At 54.5% G+C, this 20,130-nt stretch carries 16 protein-coding genes and 1 CRISPR repeat array (1 of these 17 cut by a window edge); of the genes, 15 read left to right on the plus strand and 1 reads right to left on the minus strand.

Annotated features, from left to right (window positions below; translation table 11 throughout):
- The first annotated feature begins 79 nt into the window (after nt 1–79).
- The 7 genes from ABIK48_04780 to ABIK48_04810 all read left to right on the plus strand — a co-directional run bounded on the left by ABIK48_04780 (nt 80) and on the right by ABIK48_04810 (nt 10,106).
- Nucleotides 80–3,001: an SBBP repeat-containing protein gene (locus tag ABIK48_04780; GenBank protein MEO0021470.1), complete on the plus strand. Its 2,922-nt coding sequence runs from the start codon at nt 80–82 to the stop codon at nt 2,999–3,001.
- Nucleotides 3,002–3,182: 181 nt separating this feature from the next.
- Nucleotides 3,183–4,727 (plus strand): L-glutamate gamma-semialdehyde dehydrogenase, encoded by a 1,545-nt coding sequence (pruA, locus tag ABIK48_04785; protein ID MEO0021471.1) that lies wholly within the window; start codon nt 3,183–3,185, stop codon nt 4,725–4,727.
- The gene (locus tag ABIK48_04790) at nt 4,727–6,061 is read left to right on the plus strand and encodes a cyclic 2,3-diphosphoglycerate synthase (protein ID MEO0021472.1); all 1,335 of its coding nucleotides are present in this window, start codon (nt 4,727–4,729) and stop codon (nt 6,059–6,061) included. The genes pruA and ABIK48_04790 overlap by 1 nt, the downstream gene beginning before the upstream one ends.
- Nucleotides 6,058–7,566: a phenylalanine--tRNA ligase subunit alpha gene (locus ABIK48_04795; GenBank protein ID MEO0021473.1), complete on the plus strand. Its 1,509-nt coding sequence runs from the start codon at nt 6,058–6,060 to the stop codon at nt 7,564–7,566. The genes ABIK48_04790 and ABIK48_04795 overlap by 4 nt, the downstream gene beginning before the upstream one ends.
- A complete protein-coding gene (pheT, locus tag ABIK48_04800) occupies nt 7,557–9,230 on the plus strand; it encodes a phenylalanine--tRNA ligase subunit beta (GenBank protein ID MEO0021474.1) in 1,674 nt (557 codons plus the stop codon). The genes ABIK48_04795 and pheT overlap by 10 nt, the downstream gene beginning before the upstream one ends.
- A 2-nt stretch (nt 9,231–9,232) precedes the next feature.
- On the plus strand, nt 9,233–9,532 hold the full coding sequence (locus tag ABIK48_04805; protein ID MEO0021475.1) for a hypothetical protein: 300 nt from the start codon (nt 9,233–9,235) through the stop codon (nt 9,530–9,532).
- A 1-nt stretch (nt 9,533) separates the two neighbouring features.
- The gene (locus ABIK48_04810) at nt 9,534–10,106 is read left to right on the plus strand and encodes a zinc ribbon domain-containing protein (protein MEO0021476.1); all 573 of its coding nucleotides are present in this window, start codon (nt 9,534–9,536) and stop codon (nt 10,104–10,106) included.
- Here the strand turns inward: ABIK48_04810 and ABIK48_04815 are convergent.
- Nucleotides 10,103–10,609 carry a ferritin family protein gene (locus ABIK48_04815; protein ID MEO0021477.1) on the minus strand — a complete coding sequence of 169 codons (507 nt, stop codon included), beginning with the start codon at nt 10,607–10,609 and terminating at the stop codon, nt 10,103–10,105. The genes ABIK48_04810 and ABIK48_04815 overlap by 4 nt on opposite strands.
- Nucleotides 10,610–10,730: 121 nt before the next feature.
- On the opposite strand from ABIK48_04815, the gene ABIK48_04820 reads away from it, so the two are divergent.
- From ABIK48_04820 to cas4, 8 genes are read left to right on the plus strand one after another with little or no spacing between them, the layout of a single operon-like run.
- Complete coding sequence (locus tag ABIK48_04820; protein ID MEO0021478.1) at nt 10,731–12,452, plus strand: TIGR02556 family CRISPR-associated protein; 1,722 nt, start codon at nt 10,731–10,733, stop codon at nt 12,450–12,452.
- Nucleotides 12,445–13,368, plus strand: coding sequence for a type I-B CRISPR-associated protein Cas7/Csh2 (cas7b, locus tag ABIK48_04825; protein ID MEO0021479.1), 924 nt, complete (start codon nt 12,445–12,447; stop codon nt 13,366–13,368). Before ABIK48_04820 ends, cas7b begins: the two co-directional genes overlap by 8 nt.
- A 10-nt stretch (nt 13,369–13,378) precedes the next feature.
- The gene (gene cas5b, locus ABIK48_04830; protein MEO0021480.1) at nt 13,379–14,113 is read left to right on the plus strand and encodes a type I-B CRISPR-associated protein Cas5b; all 735 of its coding nucleotides are present in this window, start codon (nt 13,379–13,381) and stop codon (nt 14,111–14,113) included.
- A complete protein-coding gene (cas3, locus tag ABIK48_04835) occupies nt 14,058–16,403 on the plus strand; it encodes a CRISPR-associated helicase Cas3' (protein MEO0021481.1) in 2,346 nt (781 codons plus the stop codon). Before cas5b ends, cas3 begins: the two co-directional genes overlap by 56 nt.
- A gap of 10 nt (nt 16,404–16,413) precedes the next feature.
- Nucleotides 16,414–17,076 (plus strand): CRISPR-associated endonuclease Cas6, encoded by a 663-nt coding sequence (locus ABIK48_04840; protein ID MEO0021482.1) that lies wholly within the window; start codon nt 16,414–16,416, stop codon nt 17,074–17,076.
- Nucleotides 17,077–18,063: a CRISPR-associated endonuclease Cas1 gene (cas1, locus tag ABIK48_04845; GenBank protein MEO0021483.1), complete on the plus strand. Its 987-nt coding sequence runs from the start codon at nt 17,077–17,079 to the stop codon at nt 18,061–18,063.
- The gene (gene cas2 / locus ABIK48_04850) at nt 18,050–18,352 is read left to right on the plus strand and encodes a CRISPR-associated endonuclease Cas2 (protein MEO0021484.1); all 303 of its coding nucleotides are present in this window, start codon (nt 18,050–18,052) and stop codon (nt 18,350–18,352) included. Before cas1 ends, cas2 begins: the two co-directional genes overlap by 14 nt.
- On the plus strand, nt 18,349–18,972 hold the full coding sequence (gene cas4 / locus ABIK48_04855) for a CRISPR-associated protein Cas4 (GenBank protein ID MEO0021485.1): 624 nt from the start codon (nt 18,349–18,351) through the stop codon (nt 18,970–18,972). The genes cas2 and cas4 overlap by 4 nt, the downstream gene beginning before the upstream one ends.
- 171 nt (nt 18,973–19,143) lie before the next feature.
- A CRISPR array of direct repeats spans nt 19,144–20,130; the repeat unit is 37 nt; unit sequence GTTATGACACCACTTCCAGCAAAACAAGGATTGAAAC; it runs 1,096 nt beyond the window's last position.

Raw genomic sequence — 20,130 nt, forward strand, 5'->3', positions numbered from 1 at the left:
TTGATAAGATAACTGGAGCGCGGGCATCGGTGGTTACATCCGAGTTTCCCGGGGAAATTGTTTTAAAAAAGGAGGCGGTATGGCTCGGCAGAAGGTATTACTGTCAAACAGGGCATTTACCGGGCGTGAGGGGGTAATCAGGTCAGGCGCATTGTCAGTTCTGTTTTTGATGCTTTTGTTATCCGCAACCGGTCTGGCACAGGTTGACACCGGCTGGGTGCGGCGCTGGACCGGGGTGGGAAATTATAACGATCTAATTGTCTCAGTCGCTACCGACCAATGGGGGAATGTGATCGGTGCCGGTTATGCAATCGGCGAGCTGACCGCTCAGGACATTTTAGTTGTGAAGTATACGCCCGATGGCACGCTCAGCTGGGTCCGGCGTTATGACTGGCGCGGGCTTAACGATGTGGCAAACGGGGTCGTGGTGGATAAGAACGGTAACATCTATGTCTGCGGTTACTCGACCGACAGTCTTACCAGCTCTGATTATGTGGTCCTGAGTTATGACCCGGACGGCAACCTCCGCTGGAGTGACCGTTATGACGGTCCGGGGAGTTCCGGCGATATTGCCTACGGAATTGCGCTTGACTCCAGTAGTAATGTGTATGTTACCGGCTACAGTTACAGCGCAAGTACCTACGATGATATCTGCACAATCAAATACACTGCCGTTGGAGCAAGGCAGTGGGTTGCCCGTTATGCCGGTGCCAGCAGTGAGCGGGCGCAGGCGATCGCTACCGATCTCAGCGGAAGTGTCTATGTAACCGGCTATACGCAGGCGGGTAATGACATGCTGACGATCAAATACAACGCCAACGGTGTCCAGCAGTGGCTTGATCGTTATAATGGTGATGGCAATGGAGCCGATATGGCGTTTGCGGTCTGTACCGACCGCCTGGGTAACTGTTATATTACCGGTTACAGTCTGGGTACCGGGACCGCTGATTATGACTATCTGACGATCAGGTATTCGCCCTCGGGCATCCGGGAATGGGTTGCCCGTTACAATGGCGATGGTAACGATTATGATTATGCCTATGGGGTGATTGCGGACCGGAATGGTGATGTGTATGTGACCGGCTACAGTACCGGGTTGAATACGGTTTACGATGTGGTGACCATCAAGTATAACAGTCTGGGCCAGCAGGTCTGGTTGCGGCGGTATGATACCGGGAACAATAATGAATACGGCCGGGCGATTGCCATTGACAGCAGGGGTAATGTGTATGTTACCGGTTCAGTTGCCCGGGGCTCCAATTACGACTTTCTGACCATTTCCTACAGTCCGGATGGAAATCTGCGCTGGGAGGCAACCTACAACGGACCGGGAAACGGGATGGATTACGGCTACGGGCTCAGACTTGACGCCTGGGGGAATGTGTTTGTAGGCGGAGTGAGTTACGGCGGTTCTATGAGCGGGTATGATGCTTTGGTCATTAAATACATTCAGCCGGATGTGGCCGCGCTGAGAGTTCTCTTTCCGACCGGAACAATTGATACCGCCACGGTAATCCAGCCCCGGGCGGTGGTCGCAAACCGGGGGAGTGCGCCGAGCGGTCTGAAGGCATACTGCGCAATTTTCCGTGCGGGCGGTGCGCGGCTATATCTGGACAGTGTGACCGTGACCGGTCTGGGTCCGGGTGAGTCCACTCAGGTCACCTTTGTTGAATGGTTCAAGCCCCATCCACTCGGCAGTTATGTTGTGCGCTGTTCCACCTACCGGGCTTTTGACCAGAACCTAAACAATAATGTAGTTCAGGCTGAATTTCAGATCACCGCCGGTCCTTATGGCTGGATGGAGATGACACAAGTGCCGAGCGGACCTTCGGGGAGACAGGTTAAGGATGGTGGTGCGCTCGCCTTTTGTGAGGCGGAGAACCGGATTTATGCGATTAAAGGTAATCGGAGCGGTGATTTCTATTTCTATCAGCCGAATCTGGGAAGCTGGGTGACGCTGCCGGTGATTCCGACCGGGCCGAACGGTAAGCTGCCCGGTAAGGGCGCCCGGCTGGCAAGTGATAACCAGGGTAATGTTTATCTGGTGCGGGGCAATAACACGCGGGAGTTCTGGCGGTTCAATGCGGACAGCGGGTGGGTTCAGCTTGAGGACATTCCTGCAGGCGTGAGCGGTAAGGCGGTGAAGGGCGGGACCGACATGGTTTATATTGAGGCGGAAGGTTGCATCTACCTGCTTAAGGGTTATAAGAATGAGTTTTACCGGTTCAGGATCAGCACCGGGACCTGGGAGGAGCTGGAGCCGGCTCCGCCTGCGGGCAAGCCGAAGTGGGATAACGGTTCGTTTATGGTGTATGACAATGCGGGGAGTATCTATGGCTGCCGGGCGAAGTATAATGAGCTGTGGCGTTATGATATCGGTGCGGGCCACTGGGATACCCTGCATCTGTTGAGCGGTCTGCCGTTTGCGGGCAGAAGCGGCAGGAGCACGAAGCTCAAGGATGGCGGGTGTGGTGCCTATTTTAATGGGAGTATCTATGCGCTGAAGGGTGCCAATACCTGCGAGTTCTGGCGGTACGATATTGCTGGCGACAGCTGGGTGGAGATTGATACGATGCCGTCGCAGGGGTCAACCGGTAAGAAGAAGCGGGTGAAGGCGGGCGCAGATATCGTTTACGGTGGCGATGCGTTTTATGCGTTCAAGGGGAATAAGACCCTGGAGTTCTGGCGGTATGCCCTGCCGCCAGGGGACATCCGGAGCGGAGGGATGAGTCCGGGCGTTGCAAAGCCGGGTGCGGTCCTGCGGGTGCAAGCCGGGCTGGTTTCGCAGAACCGGGTCTGGATTCAGGTGCCGGGTGCGGGCAACGGGCAGGCGGAGCTGGTGCTGTTTGATCCTGCGGGCAGGGCTGTTCAGCGCGGTTGGTGCAGGTTTAATGCGGGCAGGGCGGAGTTCAGCTCCGGTCGGCTGGCACCGGGTGTTTATTATCTTCAGGTCCGGGGACCGGGGTTTGCGGGAACAGGCAAGCTGGTGATTGGCAGGTAAAAAGCGGTTGCAGTTTATGCCGCCCGGACCGCAAATTCCGGGCGGTTTCCTTTTTCAGGGCAGGGGTGAATTTGACTTTTGAGGCAGGAGCGGGTATTTTATTTTAAATGGTTGCAGGCGGTCACCACTGTTTGAAAATAATAGTAATCAGCAGGTGTTATCAAAACAATCAGGAGGAGTTATGCTGACACCATTTGCCAATGAGCAGTATCTTGATTTTTCCAAGCCGGAAAATATTGAACGGATGAAGCAGGCGATCTCCCGGCTGAAGGCGCAAAGCGACCGGGAGTTTGAGCTGATCATCGGCGGTAAAAGGGTTAAGACCCGGGAGAAGTTTCAGTCCTTTAACCCGTCAGACAGGAGTCCGGTCGGCACCTTTCAGCAGGCAACCATAAAGGAGGCGGAGGCGGCGCTTTCGGCGGCCTGGCGCGCCTTTGAGAGCTGGCGGTTTGTGCCGGCGATTGAGCGGGCATCGATCTTTCTCCGTGCTGCCCGGATTATGCGGCAGCGGCGGTTTGAGTTTGATGCGGCGATGGTGCTGGAGGTGGGTAAGAACTGGATTGAGGCGGATGCCGACTTTGCGGAAGCGGTTGATTTTCTTGAGTTTTACAGCCGGGAGGCGATCCGGTATGAACAGCCGTGCGGGGTGACGCCGTATCCGGGTGAGATTCAGGAGGTCCGGTATATTCCGCTCGGGGTCGGGGTGGTGATTCCGCCCTGGAACTTTCCCTGTGCGATCATGGCGGGCATGACCACTGCAGCGGCGGTAAGCGGTAATACCGTGGTGCTGAAGCCGGCATCGGATGCTCCGCTGATTGCCAGCCTGTTTATGGAGTGTCTGGAGGAGGCTGGACTGCCCGAGGGGGTGGTGAATTTTATCACCGGTCCGGGAAGCACGGTGGGCAATTATCTGGTTGAGCACCAGAAAACCCGCTTCATCTCCTTTACCGGCTCCAAGGATGTCGGGCTGGGAATCATTGAGCGGGCAGGCAAAATTTCACCGGGTCAGATCTGGATCAAGCGGGTAGTTGCGGAGATGGGCGGTAAGGACTGTATTATTGTGGATTCGGAGGCGGATCTGAAGAGCGCGGTGGAAGGGGTGACGATTTCCGCCTACGGTTTTCAGGGGCAGAAGTGTTCTGCCTGCTCCCGGCTGGTGCTGGATACCAAGATTTATGATGAGTTTCTGGAGATGCTGGTGGCGCGGGTGAAGAAGATTAAGGTCGGACCGGTTGAGGAGCCGGAGAACTGGATGGGACCTGTGATCAATGAGCGGGCGTTCAAGAGCATTATGGGCTATATTCAGACCGGTAAAAACGAGGGCAGGCTGGTGTGCGGAGGCAGAGGTGACGACCGGCAGGGCTATTTCATTCAGCCGACGATTTTCGCCGATGTCAAACGCAACGCCCGGATCGCCCAGGAGGAGATCTTCGGACCAGTGCTGGCGGTGATCAGGGCGCGCAACTTCAGCGATGCGCTGGCGATTGCCAACGGCACTGAATACGGGCTGACCGGTGCATTGTATACGAAAAACCGGGAGAAGATCATGCGGGCAAAGCGGGAGTTCCATGTCGGTAATCTGTATTTCAACCGCAAGTGCACCGGTGCACTGGTGGATGTCCAGCCGTTTGGCGGGTTCAACATGTCCGGGACCGATTCCAAGGCGGGCGGAAGGGACTATCTGCTGCTGTTTCTCCAGGCGAAGTCAATGACGGAGAGGTTCTGATGCGCCGAAGGGTAATTATCATGGGTGCTGCCGGTATGGACTACCACCTCTTTAATATGTTCTTCCGGGACAATGAGGAGTATGAGGTGGTGGGGTTCACGATGGCAGCAGAGCAGAATCTGGGAACGGTTGGCAAGCTGCGGCGCTATCCTCCGGTCTTGGCAGGCAGACTTTATCCGGACGGAATCCCGACCTATTATGAGCATGACCTGCCCGAGCTGATAAAAAAACTGAAGGTGGATGAGGTGTATTTTGCCTATTCGGATGTCAAGCATGAGTTTGTCATGCACCGGGCATCCGAGGCGCTGGTTGCCGGTGCCCGGTTCGGGCTGCTGCCGCCGCGCCTGCTGCAGATTAAGGCGAACCGGCCGGTGGTGGCGGTGTGTGCGGTCCGGACCGGCTGTGGCAAATCCCAGACCTCAAGGCGGGTTTATGAGATTCTGAAGGGTCAGGGCCTGCGGGTGGTGGCGATCCGGGAGCCGATGCCTTACGGCGAGCTGGAGAAGCAGATCTGGCAGCGGTTTGCATCGTTTGAGGACCTGGACCGTGCCGGGGTGACGATTGAGGAGCGGGAGGAGTATGAGCCCTATATTGAGCAGGGGATGGTGATTTATGCGGGCTGTGATTATCAGGAGATCCTGAAACAGGCGGAGCAGGAGGCGGATGTCATTGTCTGGGACGGCGGGAATAACGAGATCTCGTTCTATGTGCCGGACCTGCTGATTGTGCTCACCGATCCGCTGCGCCAGGAGCATACCCTTGCCTATCATCCCGGTGAGGTGAATCTGCGGATGGCGGATGTGGTGGTGATCAACAAGGAGGATTCCGCGACACCGGAGGCGATCGCCAGCCTGATGGCGCAGATCCGGCAGGTCAATCCGCAGGCGGTGATCGTCCATGCCGATTCCCCCCTGAGTGTTGATGATCCGGAGAGGATCCTGGACCGGCGGGTGCTGGTGATTGAGGACGGTCCGACCGTGACCCATGGTGAGATGCCCTATGGTGCGGGCAGGATTGCGGCGGAGCGGTTCGGCGCCCGGGAGATCATCGATCCCAGACCTTATGCGCGGGGAACGCTGGCAAAAGAGCTGGAGCGGAGCCGGCATCTGGACCGGGTCCTGCCGGCAATGGGCTATTCACCGGAACAGCTGAAAGAGCTGGAAGAGGCGATCAACCGGGCGGAGTGTGAGGTGGTGGTGAGCGGAACCCCGATTGATCTGAGCCGGCTGATCAAAACCAACAAACCGGTGATCCGGGTCCGCTACCGGCTCCAGGAGAAGTCCAGGCCGGATCTGGAGGAGCTGATTCTGACCCGGCTTCAGCTGAAGAAATGAACCTCGAGCCGGAACTGCTGCGGGCTCTGCTTGAGGCGCCGGAAAACCGGCTGACTGTCACTGAACTGGTAAACCGGCTGAAAACCGATCAGTCGCTGGTAATGGCGGCGGCGGTGAAGCTGAAGGAGTCCGGGCTGGTGGAGATTATTGAGCATACCTTTGAAGAGCTGATCCCGGGTCCCCAATGGAGCGGAAAACTGCCGGAGCGGACCGCGCTGGAGAAGCTGGGTGAAATCCCGGCAGTTGAGCTCAGCCGGCTGCCGGTAATTCTGGGCAAGGAGGATGTGCGCTCCGAGGTTAAGTGGCTGACAAAAAGGGGCTGGTTTTCCCGGGAGCGGTACCGGCTGGTTCTGACCGAAAAGGGCAGGCAGGCGCTTGCCGGTGTCCGGGAGCCGGATGAGCTGATTCTGGAGCAGGTTAAGGAACGGATCACAGTGCCCGAGTTGAAACAGCGGCTTGCGGGGGTTGATGTTGAATCAGCGGTGAAACTCCTGAGAGGCAGGGAGGAGCTGGTGCGCATCCGGCAGCGGGTGGAGCGGGAGCTGAAACTGACTCCGGCAGGAGTCGGTGCGGCACAGAAGCAGGCGGAAGGCGGCGAACCGACCGCTGAAGTAACCCAGCTCACTCCGGAGCTGATCACCACCGGCAGATGGCGTCAGGTCCGGTTCCGGCGCTATGATGTCACCCTGCCGGCAAAGGAGGTTTATCCCGGCAAGGAGCACCCGCTGCAGCGGATCATCAGCGAGGCGCGGCGGGCGTTTCTGGAGATGGGGTTTGAGGAAACCGCCTCGCCAGTGGTTGAGACCGCATTCTGGGATTTTGATGCCCTGTTTCAGCCTCAGGACCATCCGGCACGGGAGATGCAGGACACATTCTATCTGGCAACACCGGGCACAGGCAGACTCCCGGATCCGGAGCTGGTGGCGCGGGTGGCACAGACCCATGAGAACGGCGGTGAGACCGGCTCCCGCGGCTGGCGTTACCGGTGGCAGAAGGGGCTGGCAGAACGGCTGCTGCTGCGCACCCACACCACCGCCGCAACCATCCGGGCGCTGGCGGAAAACCCCGTTCCGCCCCGCAAGGTGTTCTGCATCGGCAAGGTGTTCCGAAGGGAAAACATGGATGCCACCCATCTGCCCGAGTTCATCCAGATTGACGGCATCATCATTGACGAGCGGGCAAGCCTTGTAACACTGTTCGGGACACTCGCGGAGTTCTACCGCAAGATGGGGGCAACTGAGGTCCGGTTCCGTCCCTCATACTTTCCCTATACCGAGCCCAGCGTTGAGGTGTTTGCCAACCTCGGCCGGCTTGGATGGGTGGAGATGGGCGGTGCAGGTGTTTTCCGGCCTGAGGTGACCCTGCCTCTGGGCTGCCGGGCAACGGTGCTCGCCTGGGGTCTGGGGCTGGAACGGCTGGCGATGCTCCGCTTCGGAGTTTCCGACATCAGAAAATTATACTGGGCAGATATCAGCTGGCTGCGGGAGGCAAAGCTGTGCCGGTAGTAACGATTTCACCGGCACTGCTGTGCCGGCTGATGGGTAAGACGCTTTCTGAAGCAGAGATTGCCCGGGTGCTGGCAGAGCTGGGCTGTGATATTGAGGAGATTGACAGCCAGACTGGTGCGCTGAAGATCAACCTCCTGCCGGCAAGGCCGGACCTGTTTGATGTCTGCGGACTGGCAAGGGCGCTGAAGGGCTACCTCGGGATTGAAACCGGACTGGCTGAATACCGGTTTCCGGATTCGGGTATTCTGGTGTGGGTCAAGCCCGGGCTGGAGGAAGTCCGACCCTTCATCGCCTCGGCGGTGGTGCGCGGGCTGCGTTTTGATGATGAACTGGTGGGCGTTGTTATGGACCTGCAGGAGAATCTGCACTGGGGTCTGGGACGGGACCGGCGCCGGGCATCAATCGGCATCTACGATTTGAACACCATCACGCCGGATATCGTCTATCAGCCGGTTCGACCGGATGGAGTGAGGTTTGTTCCGCTGGGTGGAAGCACACTCCAGACCCCGGAGGAAATTCTTGCCACCCATCCCAAGGGTCAGGCATACCGGCACCTGCTTGATGGACTCTCACTCTATCCCCTGCTTGCCGACTCCAAGAACCGGGTGCTCTCAATGCCGCCGATCATCAACAGCGAACAGACCAGAGTGACCCCGCAGACTGCCGACATCTTCATCGATGTCACCGGACCGGAGCCGGATGCGGTCTGCCGGACCCTGAATGTGATTGCGGCGGTATTTGCTGATCTGGGTGGCAGGGTGGAGCGGGTTAAGGTCCAGTATCCGGACGGCAGGGTCTGGAACACCCCGGAAATGAGCCCCGAGCCGATGGTCCTGGAGCTGGCTGAAGTCCGGAAGATCATCGGGATCAGCCTTGATACTGACGAGGCGGCTCAGCTTCTCAGGCGGATGCGCTATGGCGCCGAGCCGCTCTCCGATCGGCAAATCCGGGTGCTCGTTCCGCCCTATCGGAGCGATGTGATGCACACCCGGGATCTGATTGAGGATATTGCGATCGCCTATGGCTATCACCGGCTCAAGCCTGAAATCCTGCCCACCGTCACCGCAAGCCAGCCCCGCCAGCTGGAGGAGTTCTGTGCCCTGGTGCGCCGGGTCATGACCGGTCTGGGGTTTATTGAGATTATGAGCCTCAACCTCTCCAGCCCGGAGGCACAGTTTGCAAAACTGGGCATCGCGGACGACAGCAGGACCGTGGTGCTGGAAAATCCGATCAGTGTTGAACAGCGGATTCTGCGCCGCCATCTCCTTGCCGGGATCATGGAAACCTTCAGTTTCAACTCCACCCAGCCCTATCCTCAGAAGATATTTGAAATTGGCGACATCTTTACCATTGAGCCTCAGGCAGAAACGGGTGCCCGGAGCCGGCGTCATCTCGGTTTCGGCATTGCCGATGCCCGAACCGGCTTTGCGGAGCTGCGCCAAGTATTGGAGGCGCTCTTCCGGGAAATGGACTGGGAGCTGAACCTCACCCCTGATGACCGGATGCCCTTCATCGCCGGCAGGTCCGCAGCCATCATTTCACCTGCCGGTGTTGCACTCGGCTACGGCGGTGAAATTCATCCGGAAATTCTGGAGCGGCTCGGCGTCGGCGTGCCGGTGGTGCTGGCTGAGGTGGAGATTGAAGCCCTGCTTCGGAGCTGAAAATGCGCTGTCCGGACTGCGGCGAACCGATTCACCCGAAGCAGATCCGCTGCTTTGCCTGTGATGCCGATTTCCGGTTTCGCCGGTTCCGGTATCTGGCAAACCCGGTCAATCTCCGGATTATCCTTTTCTGCTGCCTGCTCTTCGGCATCGGTATTGGCGGTCTGGTGATCAGAAACAAAATCAGAAAAGCCGCTGCCCACAGGCAACTGCCCGTATACCACAGCCACAGGATAAGCATGATTCCGCAGGCGGTTGAGCCGGACAGGAGTGAAAACTTTCAATCGGACAACGAGGTGTGATATGCGCTGTCCCCACTGTGGTGAACCGGTTCAGCCCGGACAGGAGCGCTGCTTTGCCTGCGGAGAAAAGCTGCGAGTCCGGCGCCTCCACCGCGGTACCGGACCCGACCCGCGGATTATAATCTTTGCGGCAGTTCTGTTCGTCATCGCCCTTGCCGGCATCATGGGCGTGCTTCTCAGCGGTAAAAAGAAGCAGACCGCCGCCAGAAAACCGGTGCGGGTCAAACCCGCAGTCCAGCTTCAGGATTCACTCCGCGGAAAGCGGGTGTCAGACAGCCAGAAGGTCCGGACCGGTGATGAAGAGCTGATGCGACTGCGGGAACGGGTGGAAAAGGTCCGTGCCCGCTACGAAAAGGTCAGGTCACAGGTCCTGGGCGAAAAACCTACTTCCGAACAGCAGAACCTGATGAGCCAGATCCAGCGTGAGCTCGGGACGATGAACTCCCGGATCGCCGAACTCGGCGCCGGTGTCAGCTCCGCCCGCCGGAACGAAATTCAGGCTGAGATCGCCGAGATTGAGCGCCGGCTCAACAAGTTGATCTCCGATTTCGCCCGCGCACCCAAAAGCCGTTAGAACGGGGCAAAACCGGCTTCCCGCCAGTAGTCCTCGCGCAGCAGATTGAACTGCTGCTGCAGGGCAGCGGCGTGGCTCTCCTCCCAGCGCACCAGCGACTCAAAAAACCGGCGCAGCTCTGCCCCTTCCGCTTCTGCTGCCAGCTGCCGGTAGCGGGCGATTGATGCCTGCTCCAGTGCCAGCCCGACCGAAAGGGCGGTCATCTCCCAGTGTGCCTGATTAATCCGGGCTTTCAGCTCAGGCGAAAAAATGGGGCTCGCGCCGGTGGTGTCAGTCACGGGCAGCTCCAGCTTCACCGGACTCACGGTATTTTTCAACAGATGTCGGTACTGCTCCTGCAGATACTCCAGATGCTTCTGCTCATCGGCGGCAAGCCGGAGAAAAACCGCTTTCCCCTGCTCATCCCGGGTGCGCTCAGCTGCGGTCCGGTAGAACTCGATGCCGGTCCGCTCGGCAACCATTGCCTCCTTCAGGCCATTGAGGATCGCTTCGCTTGTATTCATAGCGTCAAATAATAACACAGAAAAACGACTCTGGCAACCCCGGCAGGGCAAAGTTCTTTTCTTGACAGTTGACCGCCGATGGTTATAAATACCGCAATGACCGAGACCTTTGGAGGTAAAGATGATTTCCGCAGTGAGACAAATTGGCAACTGGTTACGCAAAAAAGAACAGTCAGAAAAGCTGACGACATTAATTCAGGAACCGTTTAAGCAGGGCAAGGTTCTGCTGATCAAAATTGATCTAGATAATAACCGGTATTGCGGCGTAGAACTTGAGGATTTTGATGTCAGCAAAACAGCAAGTTATCTTTACCGGCGGTTGAGCTCTAACGGACCGGACTGTTCACCGACATCAAAATTGACAGAAGCGGAGAAAACATTCTACAAAAAACTGCTTGCCTTTTTCAACAAGCATACGGGCTCTTCTCTACTCACAACGATCGGTGGGTTGCTCAACAGCAATGCCGAAAAGATCATGGATGACATCAATCAGTATAACACCTCTCTACCCAAAAAGGAAAAGAATCGTCTGTTAACATTGAAGATTAAACATCAGGGGAGCTGGCGTTATGTAGGCGATTTCCCGGAGTTTCGCAATTTGCTGATTGAAAATGCCAGAGCGGCAACCGATAAAGCGGTGGCAGAGGATAAAATTTGTTCGCTCTGTGGGGAGAAAAAGTCAGTAACGGGTGACCCCAGGGTATTTACCTTTTACACCATCGACAAACCGGGATTCGTTGCGGGCGGATTTAACCAGAAGACCGCTTGGAAAAACTTTCCGGTCTGCGAGGATTGCAAACTGGATCTGGAGGAGGGTCGGAAGTTCGTTGAGCAAAATCTTGTCTTCAAGTTCTACGGTTTCGATTACTGGCTGATTCCCAATTTTATCATTGGCACTCCAGAAACCCGCAGCGATATCATTGATATCCTTGTATTTTCGGGCAAAAATGTGTCCCTTGATCGCCGAGTTAAAAGGCGACTCACCAACGATGAGCGGGAGATCCTTGATCTGCTTAAGGAACAGCAGGATATCCTGACGGTCAATCTACTGTTTCTCCGAAAGGAAAACAGTGCAGAACGGATTCTGCTACTGCTCGAGGACATATTTCCATCTCAGATCCGGCAGATTTACGATGCCAAGGATGCGGTTGAAAATATATTCGGCGAGGAGTTTACATTTGCCCGGATCCGGATATTTTTCAGCAAATCAAGCGAGGAGAAGCGGGAAAATGACCTTGACAAATATTTTCTCACCGTTACAGAAAGCGTCTTCAAACAACGGCAGATTGCGCCCGGGTTTCTGTTCCGGTTTCTGATGCCTGCCATACGGAAGGAATTTATTGAAGACCGTCATTTCAGGCAGCGGGTAACTGATGGCCTGATGACGCTGCTTTTTCTGATAAAAAGGTCGGTGCTTAAATTCCAGGAGGCAAAAGATATGAATCAGAGTATCTTTGAACCTTTATTCAGCCGTTACGGCCCGGTCTTTGGACAGCCGGCAAAGCGGGGTGTATTTCTGCTCGGGGCATTAACTCAGTTGCTGCTGAATAGGCAGTATACTGAGCGTAAAGCCACTCCATTCCGCAAGTACCTTAAAGGTCTGAGGATGAATGAGCGGGATTTCCGGGAGTTGTTGCCCAGGGTGGAAAACAAGCTGGAGGAGTATGAGTCCTTTGACAAGGGCAAAAGGCTTATTGCCGCAGAGGCTGCGCGCTATCTCTTAGCAGCCGGTGAAAACTGGGATATTCCCAGCGACGAACTCAACTTCTACTTCGCCTGCGGCATGAACCTTTATGAGGATGTAGCAAAAATTCTTTATCCCAAGGAGGAACAGAATGGATAAAACAATTGAAAACCGTTCGGAGATCCTGTTTGTTTACGATGTCGTTGACGCCAATCCCAATGGCGATCCCAACGACGAAAACAAGCCGCGGATTGATGAGGAGACCGGAATAAACTTTGTTACTGATGTCCGCTTGAAGCGGACGATCCGGGACTACCTTTACGAATACAAAAAGCAGGAGGTTTTTATCCGCGAAACTTTGAACGAGAGTGGTACAAGGAAAACCAAGAAGGAGCGGTTAGAGGAATTTAAAAACAACGAGGAGTTGCTGAAGAAATGCATTGACCTGCGTCTCTTTGGTGCGACCACCGCAGTTGAAGGCAAGGACCGGATGACGCTCACCGGACCGGTTCAGTTCAAATATGGCCGGTCGCTGCACCGGGTTGATCTCACATATGTCAAAGGCACGACGGTTATACCTTCGGGCGAGGGCAAGGAGCAGGGTACCTTTACTGAACGCTACATTCTGCCCTACAGTTTGATCGCCTTCTACGGAATTGTCAACGAAACCGCGGCGAGTACCCAGGAGATCCCCTTAACCTCCGATGATATCGAATTAATGCTTGAGGCGATCTGGCATGGTACCAAGAACCTCATTTCCGGTTCCAAGTTTGGTCAGAATCCGCGCCTGCTGCTGCAGATCGTCTACAAGCCTGGCAATAACTACTTCATCGGTGAGCTTGACCGGCGGCTCAGCATCCGTGCGGAAAAAGCGGACGAGGCGATTCGGAATGTCAGCGAGCTGAAACTGGAGGTTGGACAGCTGGTTGACGCAATCAAAGCGGTGAATGACATTATTGAGCAGGTGCGGATAAAGATCGACGACCGGTTGCAGCTTGTAAGAGATGGACAGCCGGTGGATCTCGCCACGGCGTTGAGGAATGAAAAAATAAACATTCAGCAGTTTGCATTCTGAGCCGACGGTTATGAAGGTTCTGGCTTTTGATGTCTGGGGTGATCTTGCTCACTTCCGCAAGTTCTACACCACCACCTCACCATTGACATTTCCCTTTCCCCCGCCGCCCACCATCGCGGGCATGCTGGGCGCAATCTACGGTACAACCAAGGAAACCAATCAGCATCTGAAACTCTTCGGTGGTCCGGAGTGCCTGCTCGGGGTCAGAATAGTCAACCCGGTAAGAAAGATACGCATGGGCATCAACCTGATTGATACCAAGCGGGACTGGACACCCAAAGTCCGCACTCAGATCCGCACCGAATTTGTAAAGTCTCCCCGCTATCGTATCTATTTTGCCCATCAGGACGCGCAGATTTACCAGGATCTGAAGCAGCTGATCATGGAGCACCGCTCAGTTTACACAGTGGCACTGGGTTTAAGCGAACTGCTCGCTGACTTTGGCTTCGGAAACGAATTTGAGGTACAGCGAGTTGTGCCGGAGACACCGGTGGACATCAGCACGCCGATAACTGCGGGCAATCTTGTGCCGGATGGTCTGGTGGTGGAAACGGGGAAAAGATACATAAAAGAAAAGATACCGCTGATAATGAATACTGACCGGGTGGTTGAGCGGTATGATGAAGTGATTTACGAGCTGGATGGTAAGCCGATCCGGGCAAATGTGCGGGAATGCTGGCAACTGAACAATGGAGAGCTCATTACCTTCTTCCGGACTTCTTTCTCATCCGGGGATTCCCCTTGAGCAGCATCTGATACTGACTGCGGAACTGGCGGAGCTGTTCCTTGGTGAAAAACCACAACCGCTCCGTCAGTGGCTGGCGCCAGTTGTCATGATCAATGCCTTGGTTCATGATCTGGGCAAGGCAACCAGTTTCTTCCAGGAATATCTGAGGCAGGACGGCACCAGCCGGGTACCCAGCCGGCGTTCGCAGCATGGTCTGTTTTCAGCACTCTGCGCCTACTATCTTGTCAGCGAGATTGCAACGGAGCGGGAGGCGATTTTTTCGTTTATTGCGGTCCGCCGTCATCATGGTGATCTGCGGGATATTGCCGATGAACTGTTGTTTGATGATGAAGACCGGGAACTGCTCACATGTCAGCTGGAGGCGATACCGGAACCGAACTTTCAGCTGCTAGTACGGCATTTGCAGAATGGTGGGCTTAAGGCTGAGCTCAGCAGAGAGCAGATCCGTTCCTGGATTGATGATTTCGGCGGTCGGATGAGGGGAGCGTGGCGACGGTTACGTCAAGACTCGGCTGATGTCAATAATTACATAAAATTAAACCTGATTTATTCTTTACTCATAGATGCAGATAAGAGCGCAGCAGTAGTCAAATACCCTCAAGTATTCCACCGGAACCGGGTGCGACTGGAAAATATCATTGAAGGCTACCGGCGTTCAGTTACCTTTCCGTCATCGCCCATGAATCAGCTCCGGGAGTCGGCATATCAGGAGGTGATCAATTTCAAGCCCGAGATGGGCGCGAGTGTTTACTCTCTGAATCTTCCTACCGGCTTGGGCAAGACACTGGCAGCAGTTGCCTTTGCGCTCCGGCTCCGGCAGCAAGTTCAGGAGCAAACCGGTAATCCGCCGCGGATCATTTACGCCCTACCCTATCTGAGCATTATTGAACAGAATGCCAATGTTTTGGAGACGGTTCTTGAGAAAAACGGAATTACGCCTGCCAGTGATATCCTGCTCAAGCACCACCATTTATCCGATATTTACTACCGCAAGGGCGGAGGGGAAAGGGAGTATGATGTTGACGAGTCTCAGATGCTGATCGAGGGCTGGAATTCAGAACTGGTAATCACCACCTTTGTCCAGCTGTTTCATACGCTCTTTACCAACCGCAACCGCGCACTCAAGAAATTCCATCGGCTGATCAATTCTGTTATTATTCTTGACGAAGTGCAGGCAATTCCGGTGCGATACTGGCGCCTGATCCGTCATCTTCTGGAGCGGCTGGTGGCTGAATATCATGTCAATATTATTTTTGTTACCGCAACCGAACCATTGATTTTTGCCCGGCAGGAGGTGCGGTCATTAATCAATGACAAGGCGCGGTACTTCAAGGTGCTCGACCGTGTCCGATTACATTTTGACATCAGCCGGATTCAGACGATCGAGGAACTGGCTGACAGGCTGATATTTGAACCGGATCGCAGTTATCTTTTGATTATGAATACGATCAGCGCTGCCCGGAAGTTGTATGCACAACTGCAGACAATGGGGGTGGCAGGCTGTCAATATCTGTCAACTCATTTGACCCCGAAAGATCGCCTCCAGCGGATCAGGAAACTGGCGGAACAAAACCGTGCCGGCAGGCCCCAGATTGCGGTTACCACACAGCTGGTTGAGGCAGGGGTTGATATTGATTTTGATGTTGTTGTGCGTGATCTGGCACCGCTCGATTCAATCAATCAGACGGCGGGCAGGTGTAACCGGAATGCCGCCCGTCAGGGTGATGTCTATATCGTCAGACTGGCAGATGAGAAGCAGCGTCAATACTGTACCTACATATATGATCCGGTCCTGCTTAATATTACCGAGCAGCTTATCGGAAGCTGTGAACAGATTGCCGAAAAGGACTTTGACGATTTAATCGACCGCTATTACCTGGAAGTCCAGAGCCGCAAGTCGCAATACGAATCCGCAGCGCTCCTGAATGCTGTGGCAGCCCTTAAATACGATTCAACCGATGAGGCACCGGCGGTTGACAATTTTCAGCTGATCGAGGAGGAGCCCTATAAATTTGATGTATTTATTGAACAAGACGAGGAGGCAGAGCAGGTCTGGGAATGCTACCAGCGTCTGAAAGAAACTAAAGATCCGTATGAACGCTACCGCCGGTTTCTGGAGATAAAATCCCTGTTTTATCAGTATGTAATTTCGGTTCCGCGCAATATTCCAAACCTGCCGGAAATGGTTGGTGAACTGGGCTATGTCCGGCGGAGTCAGCTGCGAAATTACTATCATCCGGATACCGGGTTTATAATCAAGGACGAGCGCGGGACATTGATCGTATGAGGTTGAGACAATGAAGATCGAACCGCTGCTGCTCAAGCTGGTAATTAATGACAAACTGAGTCCGGAGGCAGCGCGCAAGGTTCGGGGTTACATCGCCAGTTTTTTCCGGGATAATCCTGTAGTTCACCATCATCTACCGGACGGCAGACTGCTCTACCGCTATCCGGTGATTCAGTATAAGGTTATTAACAATGACATAATAATAATCGGGATTTATGAAGGGGTTGAGGTAGTAAAGAAGATATTTGAGAAAGTACAGGCGCTGGTGATTGATAGTACTTGGCAAGAGGTAGTTACCAAGTCGCTTTTCAGTTATTCAGCAGAATTTGGTTCCGCACCTCAGCTTCTGCCCTACACCTTCCTCTCCCCCTGGCTGGCGCTGAATGAGCAGAACTATCAGCACTATGTCTGTGCCGGCAGTCCGCAGGCACGGCGTGAGCTGCTGGAGCGGATTCTGGTCGGTAACATCCTTTCGGTTGCCAAAGGGCTCGGCTATACCGTCACCGCACCCCTGACCGCTGAGCTGGAAAACATCCGCGAGGTCCGGACCACACTCAAGGGCACACCGATGCTCGGCTTTCTGGGCAACTTCCGGGTCAACTTTGAGATTCCCGAATTCCTCGGGCTGGGCAAGTCGGTATCACGGGGCTTCGGCACGATCGGCAGGCTGTAGATGAATCTGGTCATCAACACCTGGGGCGCATTTCTCCAGAAAAACGGCGAGCTGTTCCGGGTGAGGAGTGAGGACCGGATTACTGAGATCTCTGTCCGGAAGGTCTCCTCAATCATCATCGCCACCGCCGCCACGATCACCACCGATGCGCTCAAGCTGGCGATCGAGAACAATATTGACATTGTCTTTGTTGACGAATACGGCGAGCCCTATGCCCGGATCTGGCACAGCCGGTTCGGCAGCACAACCGAAATCCGGCGCCGGCAGCTCGGGGTTGCGGAGACTGATGCCGGACTGGAGCTGGCACTCGCCTGGGTCAGGCGCAAGCTCGACGGTCAGATCGCCCTGCTGGAACGGCTGCGCACCACCCGCAGCCGCAAGTCGGCGGAGATCACCACCTATATTGAGAAACTGCGCAACTGCCGGCAGAGTCTTGAGGGAATCACCGGCACCGTCGAGGAGCGCCGGGGCACAATTATGGGGATTGAGGGTAGTGCGGGCAGGATCTACTTTGAGGCGCTTTCCTTTCTCATGCCCGAGCAGTTCAAATTTGAGGGCAGGTCGCGCAATCCGGCAAAGGATGAGTTCAACGCCCTGCTCAATTATGCCTACGGTATCCTCTACAGCCGGGTGGAACGCGCCTGCGTCATCGCCGGACTGGACCCTTATGTCGGCATTCTCCATACCGACAACTACAACAAGAAGTCGCTGGTCTTTGACATCATTGAGAACTACCGGGTCTGGGCTGAGGAGGTGGTGGTCAACCTGTTTGCTGCCCGGAAGGTTTTAAAGGAGTACTTTGACCGGCTGCACAACGGCATGCTGCTGAACAAGGAGGGCAGGGCGGTGCTGATCGAAGCCTTTACCCGGTTTCTGGACGAGCCGGTGCGCTACTCGGGCAGAAACATCCGCCGCCAGGACATAATTCAGCTTGACTGCCACCGGATTGCCAGCCAGCTCCTGGGAAGGGAAGATGAGTCAGATTAATCTTGTCTGGGTGGTCTACGACATCACCAGTAACCGGACTCGCAGCCTCATCGCCCGCGCCTGCAAGAACAAGGGGCTCTACCGGGTGCAGAAAAGCGCCTTTCTCGGCAGGCTCAACCGCACCCAGATTGAGGAGCTCAGGGTCATCTGCGAAGACATCATTGATCCCGAGACCGATTCGGTCTATATTTTCCCGATGTGTGAGGAGGATTTCAGAAAGGTCAGATTACTGGGCAGGGCGTTTGATCCGGAACTGGTAAGTGACGAGGTGAAGGCGCTGTTTTTATGAGCGAGGAACTGCTGGAGTTATCACCGGCAGATGACGAATCCACGCCGATGCTTACCCCTTCGGAGATTATTGAACACCTCTTTTGTCCGCGCTTTACCTACTTCATGCACTGCCTGAAGATTCCCCAGCACGAGAAGAACCGCTACATTGTGATGAAGGGCAGACAGCTCCATCAGGAACGGGAGAAGCGCAATCCGGACTATCTGCGGAAGAAGATTGGCTGTGTCAAAAAGGAGCTGAGCGTCTATCTGGCATCGCGCCGGCTGCGGGTGCGGGGCATTGTTGATGAGGTGCTGACGCTGGCTGATGGCACGATGGCGCCGCTGGACTACAAATACACCGATTACCGGGAATGGCTTTTCAAAACTCACCGTTACCAGTCGGTGCTTTACGGCATGCTCATTGCCGAGACCTACCAGCAGCCGGTCAGCCGCGGGTACATCTGCTATGTCCGCAGCGGGGCGAAACTGTGTGAGGTGGTTTACCGGCAGCAGGACTATGAACACATTACCGGTGTCATTGATGAGATATTCCGGATTATCAGCACGGGCAGGTATCCGGAGGCGACCCGGCACACTGCCCGCTGTATAGACTGCTGTTACAAAAATATTTGCGTCTGAGGGCATGGAGTTGCAGGTTGCTGATTTTATGGAACTTGTGATGACGGAACTCTGCACAAGCGGGCAAAAAACGGTCAAAAAAGCTCTTTTTGCGGGGTCAAAAATAGCAAAAAGAGCCGGACAGAAATTTGACAAACCGCCGGAAAATTCATACCATAGAAAAAAAGTGCTGTTATGACACCACTTCCAGCAAAACAAGGATTGAAACAAACTTTTTGGCTCAAAAATCTGTTGCACGCTATCAGGTTATGACACCACTTCCAGCAAAACAAGGATTGAAACTGTTACAATTGTCAAGGTGAAAATCAGCCGGTATCTTGTTATGACACCACTTCCAGCAAAACAAGGATTGAAACATTTTTGGTCACTCTTGTCAATCTTGTCAAATAGTCGTTATGACACCACTTCCAGCAAAACAAGGATTGAAACTCAGAGAGTTTTATCGGATTAATACCAGAGAACTCAAGTTATGACACCACTTCCAGCAAAACAAGGATTGAAACAACAAACAAATCTCGGTAAATTTCCTGACTTTCAAGCGTTATGACACCACTTCCAGCAAAACAAGGATTGAAACTTTCGCTCGTTTCCAGAAGCGAATTGGCATTTTCCAGTTATGACACCACTTCCAGCAAAACAAGGATTGAAACTCAGCAAATTTGAATTTGAGAAACGGCTAAAAAATGTTATGACACCACTTCCAGCAAAACAAGGATTGAAACTCTCTGAAACAGGTTAAGGATATCACTACAAACGGTTATGACACCACTTCCAGCAAAACAAGGATTGAAACTGGTAAAAGGGTAAGTGCTAAAGATGATATTGACAGTTATGACACCACTTCCAGCAAAACAAGGATTGAAACCGCATTTCTCATGGCTCACCCGGGCTCTGCCACCGCCGTTATGACACCACTTCCAGCAAAACAAGGATTGAAACTTTCATTAGGCAGCGTGCAGACATTCGCCAGCAGAGTTATGACACCACTTCCAGCAAAACAAGGATTGAAACAGGTCTTGACATATTCTGATGGCGAATACACGCTGGAAGTTATGACACCACTTCCAGCAAAACAAGGATTGAAACGGACTGCGCCGCACCGGTGGGCTGGGTTGTTTCACGTTATGACACCACTTCCAGCAAAACAAGGATTGAAAC

The sequence above is a fragment of the candidate division WOR-3 bacterium genome (assembly GCA_039801085.1).
Taxonomy (GTDB): Bacteria; Hydrothermota; Tepidihabitantia; order Tepidihabitantales; family Tepidihabitantaceae; genus JAOABP01.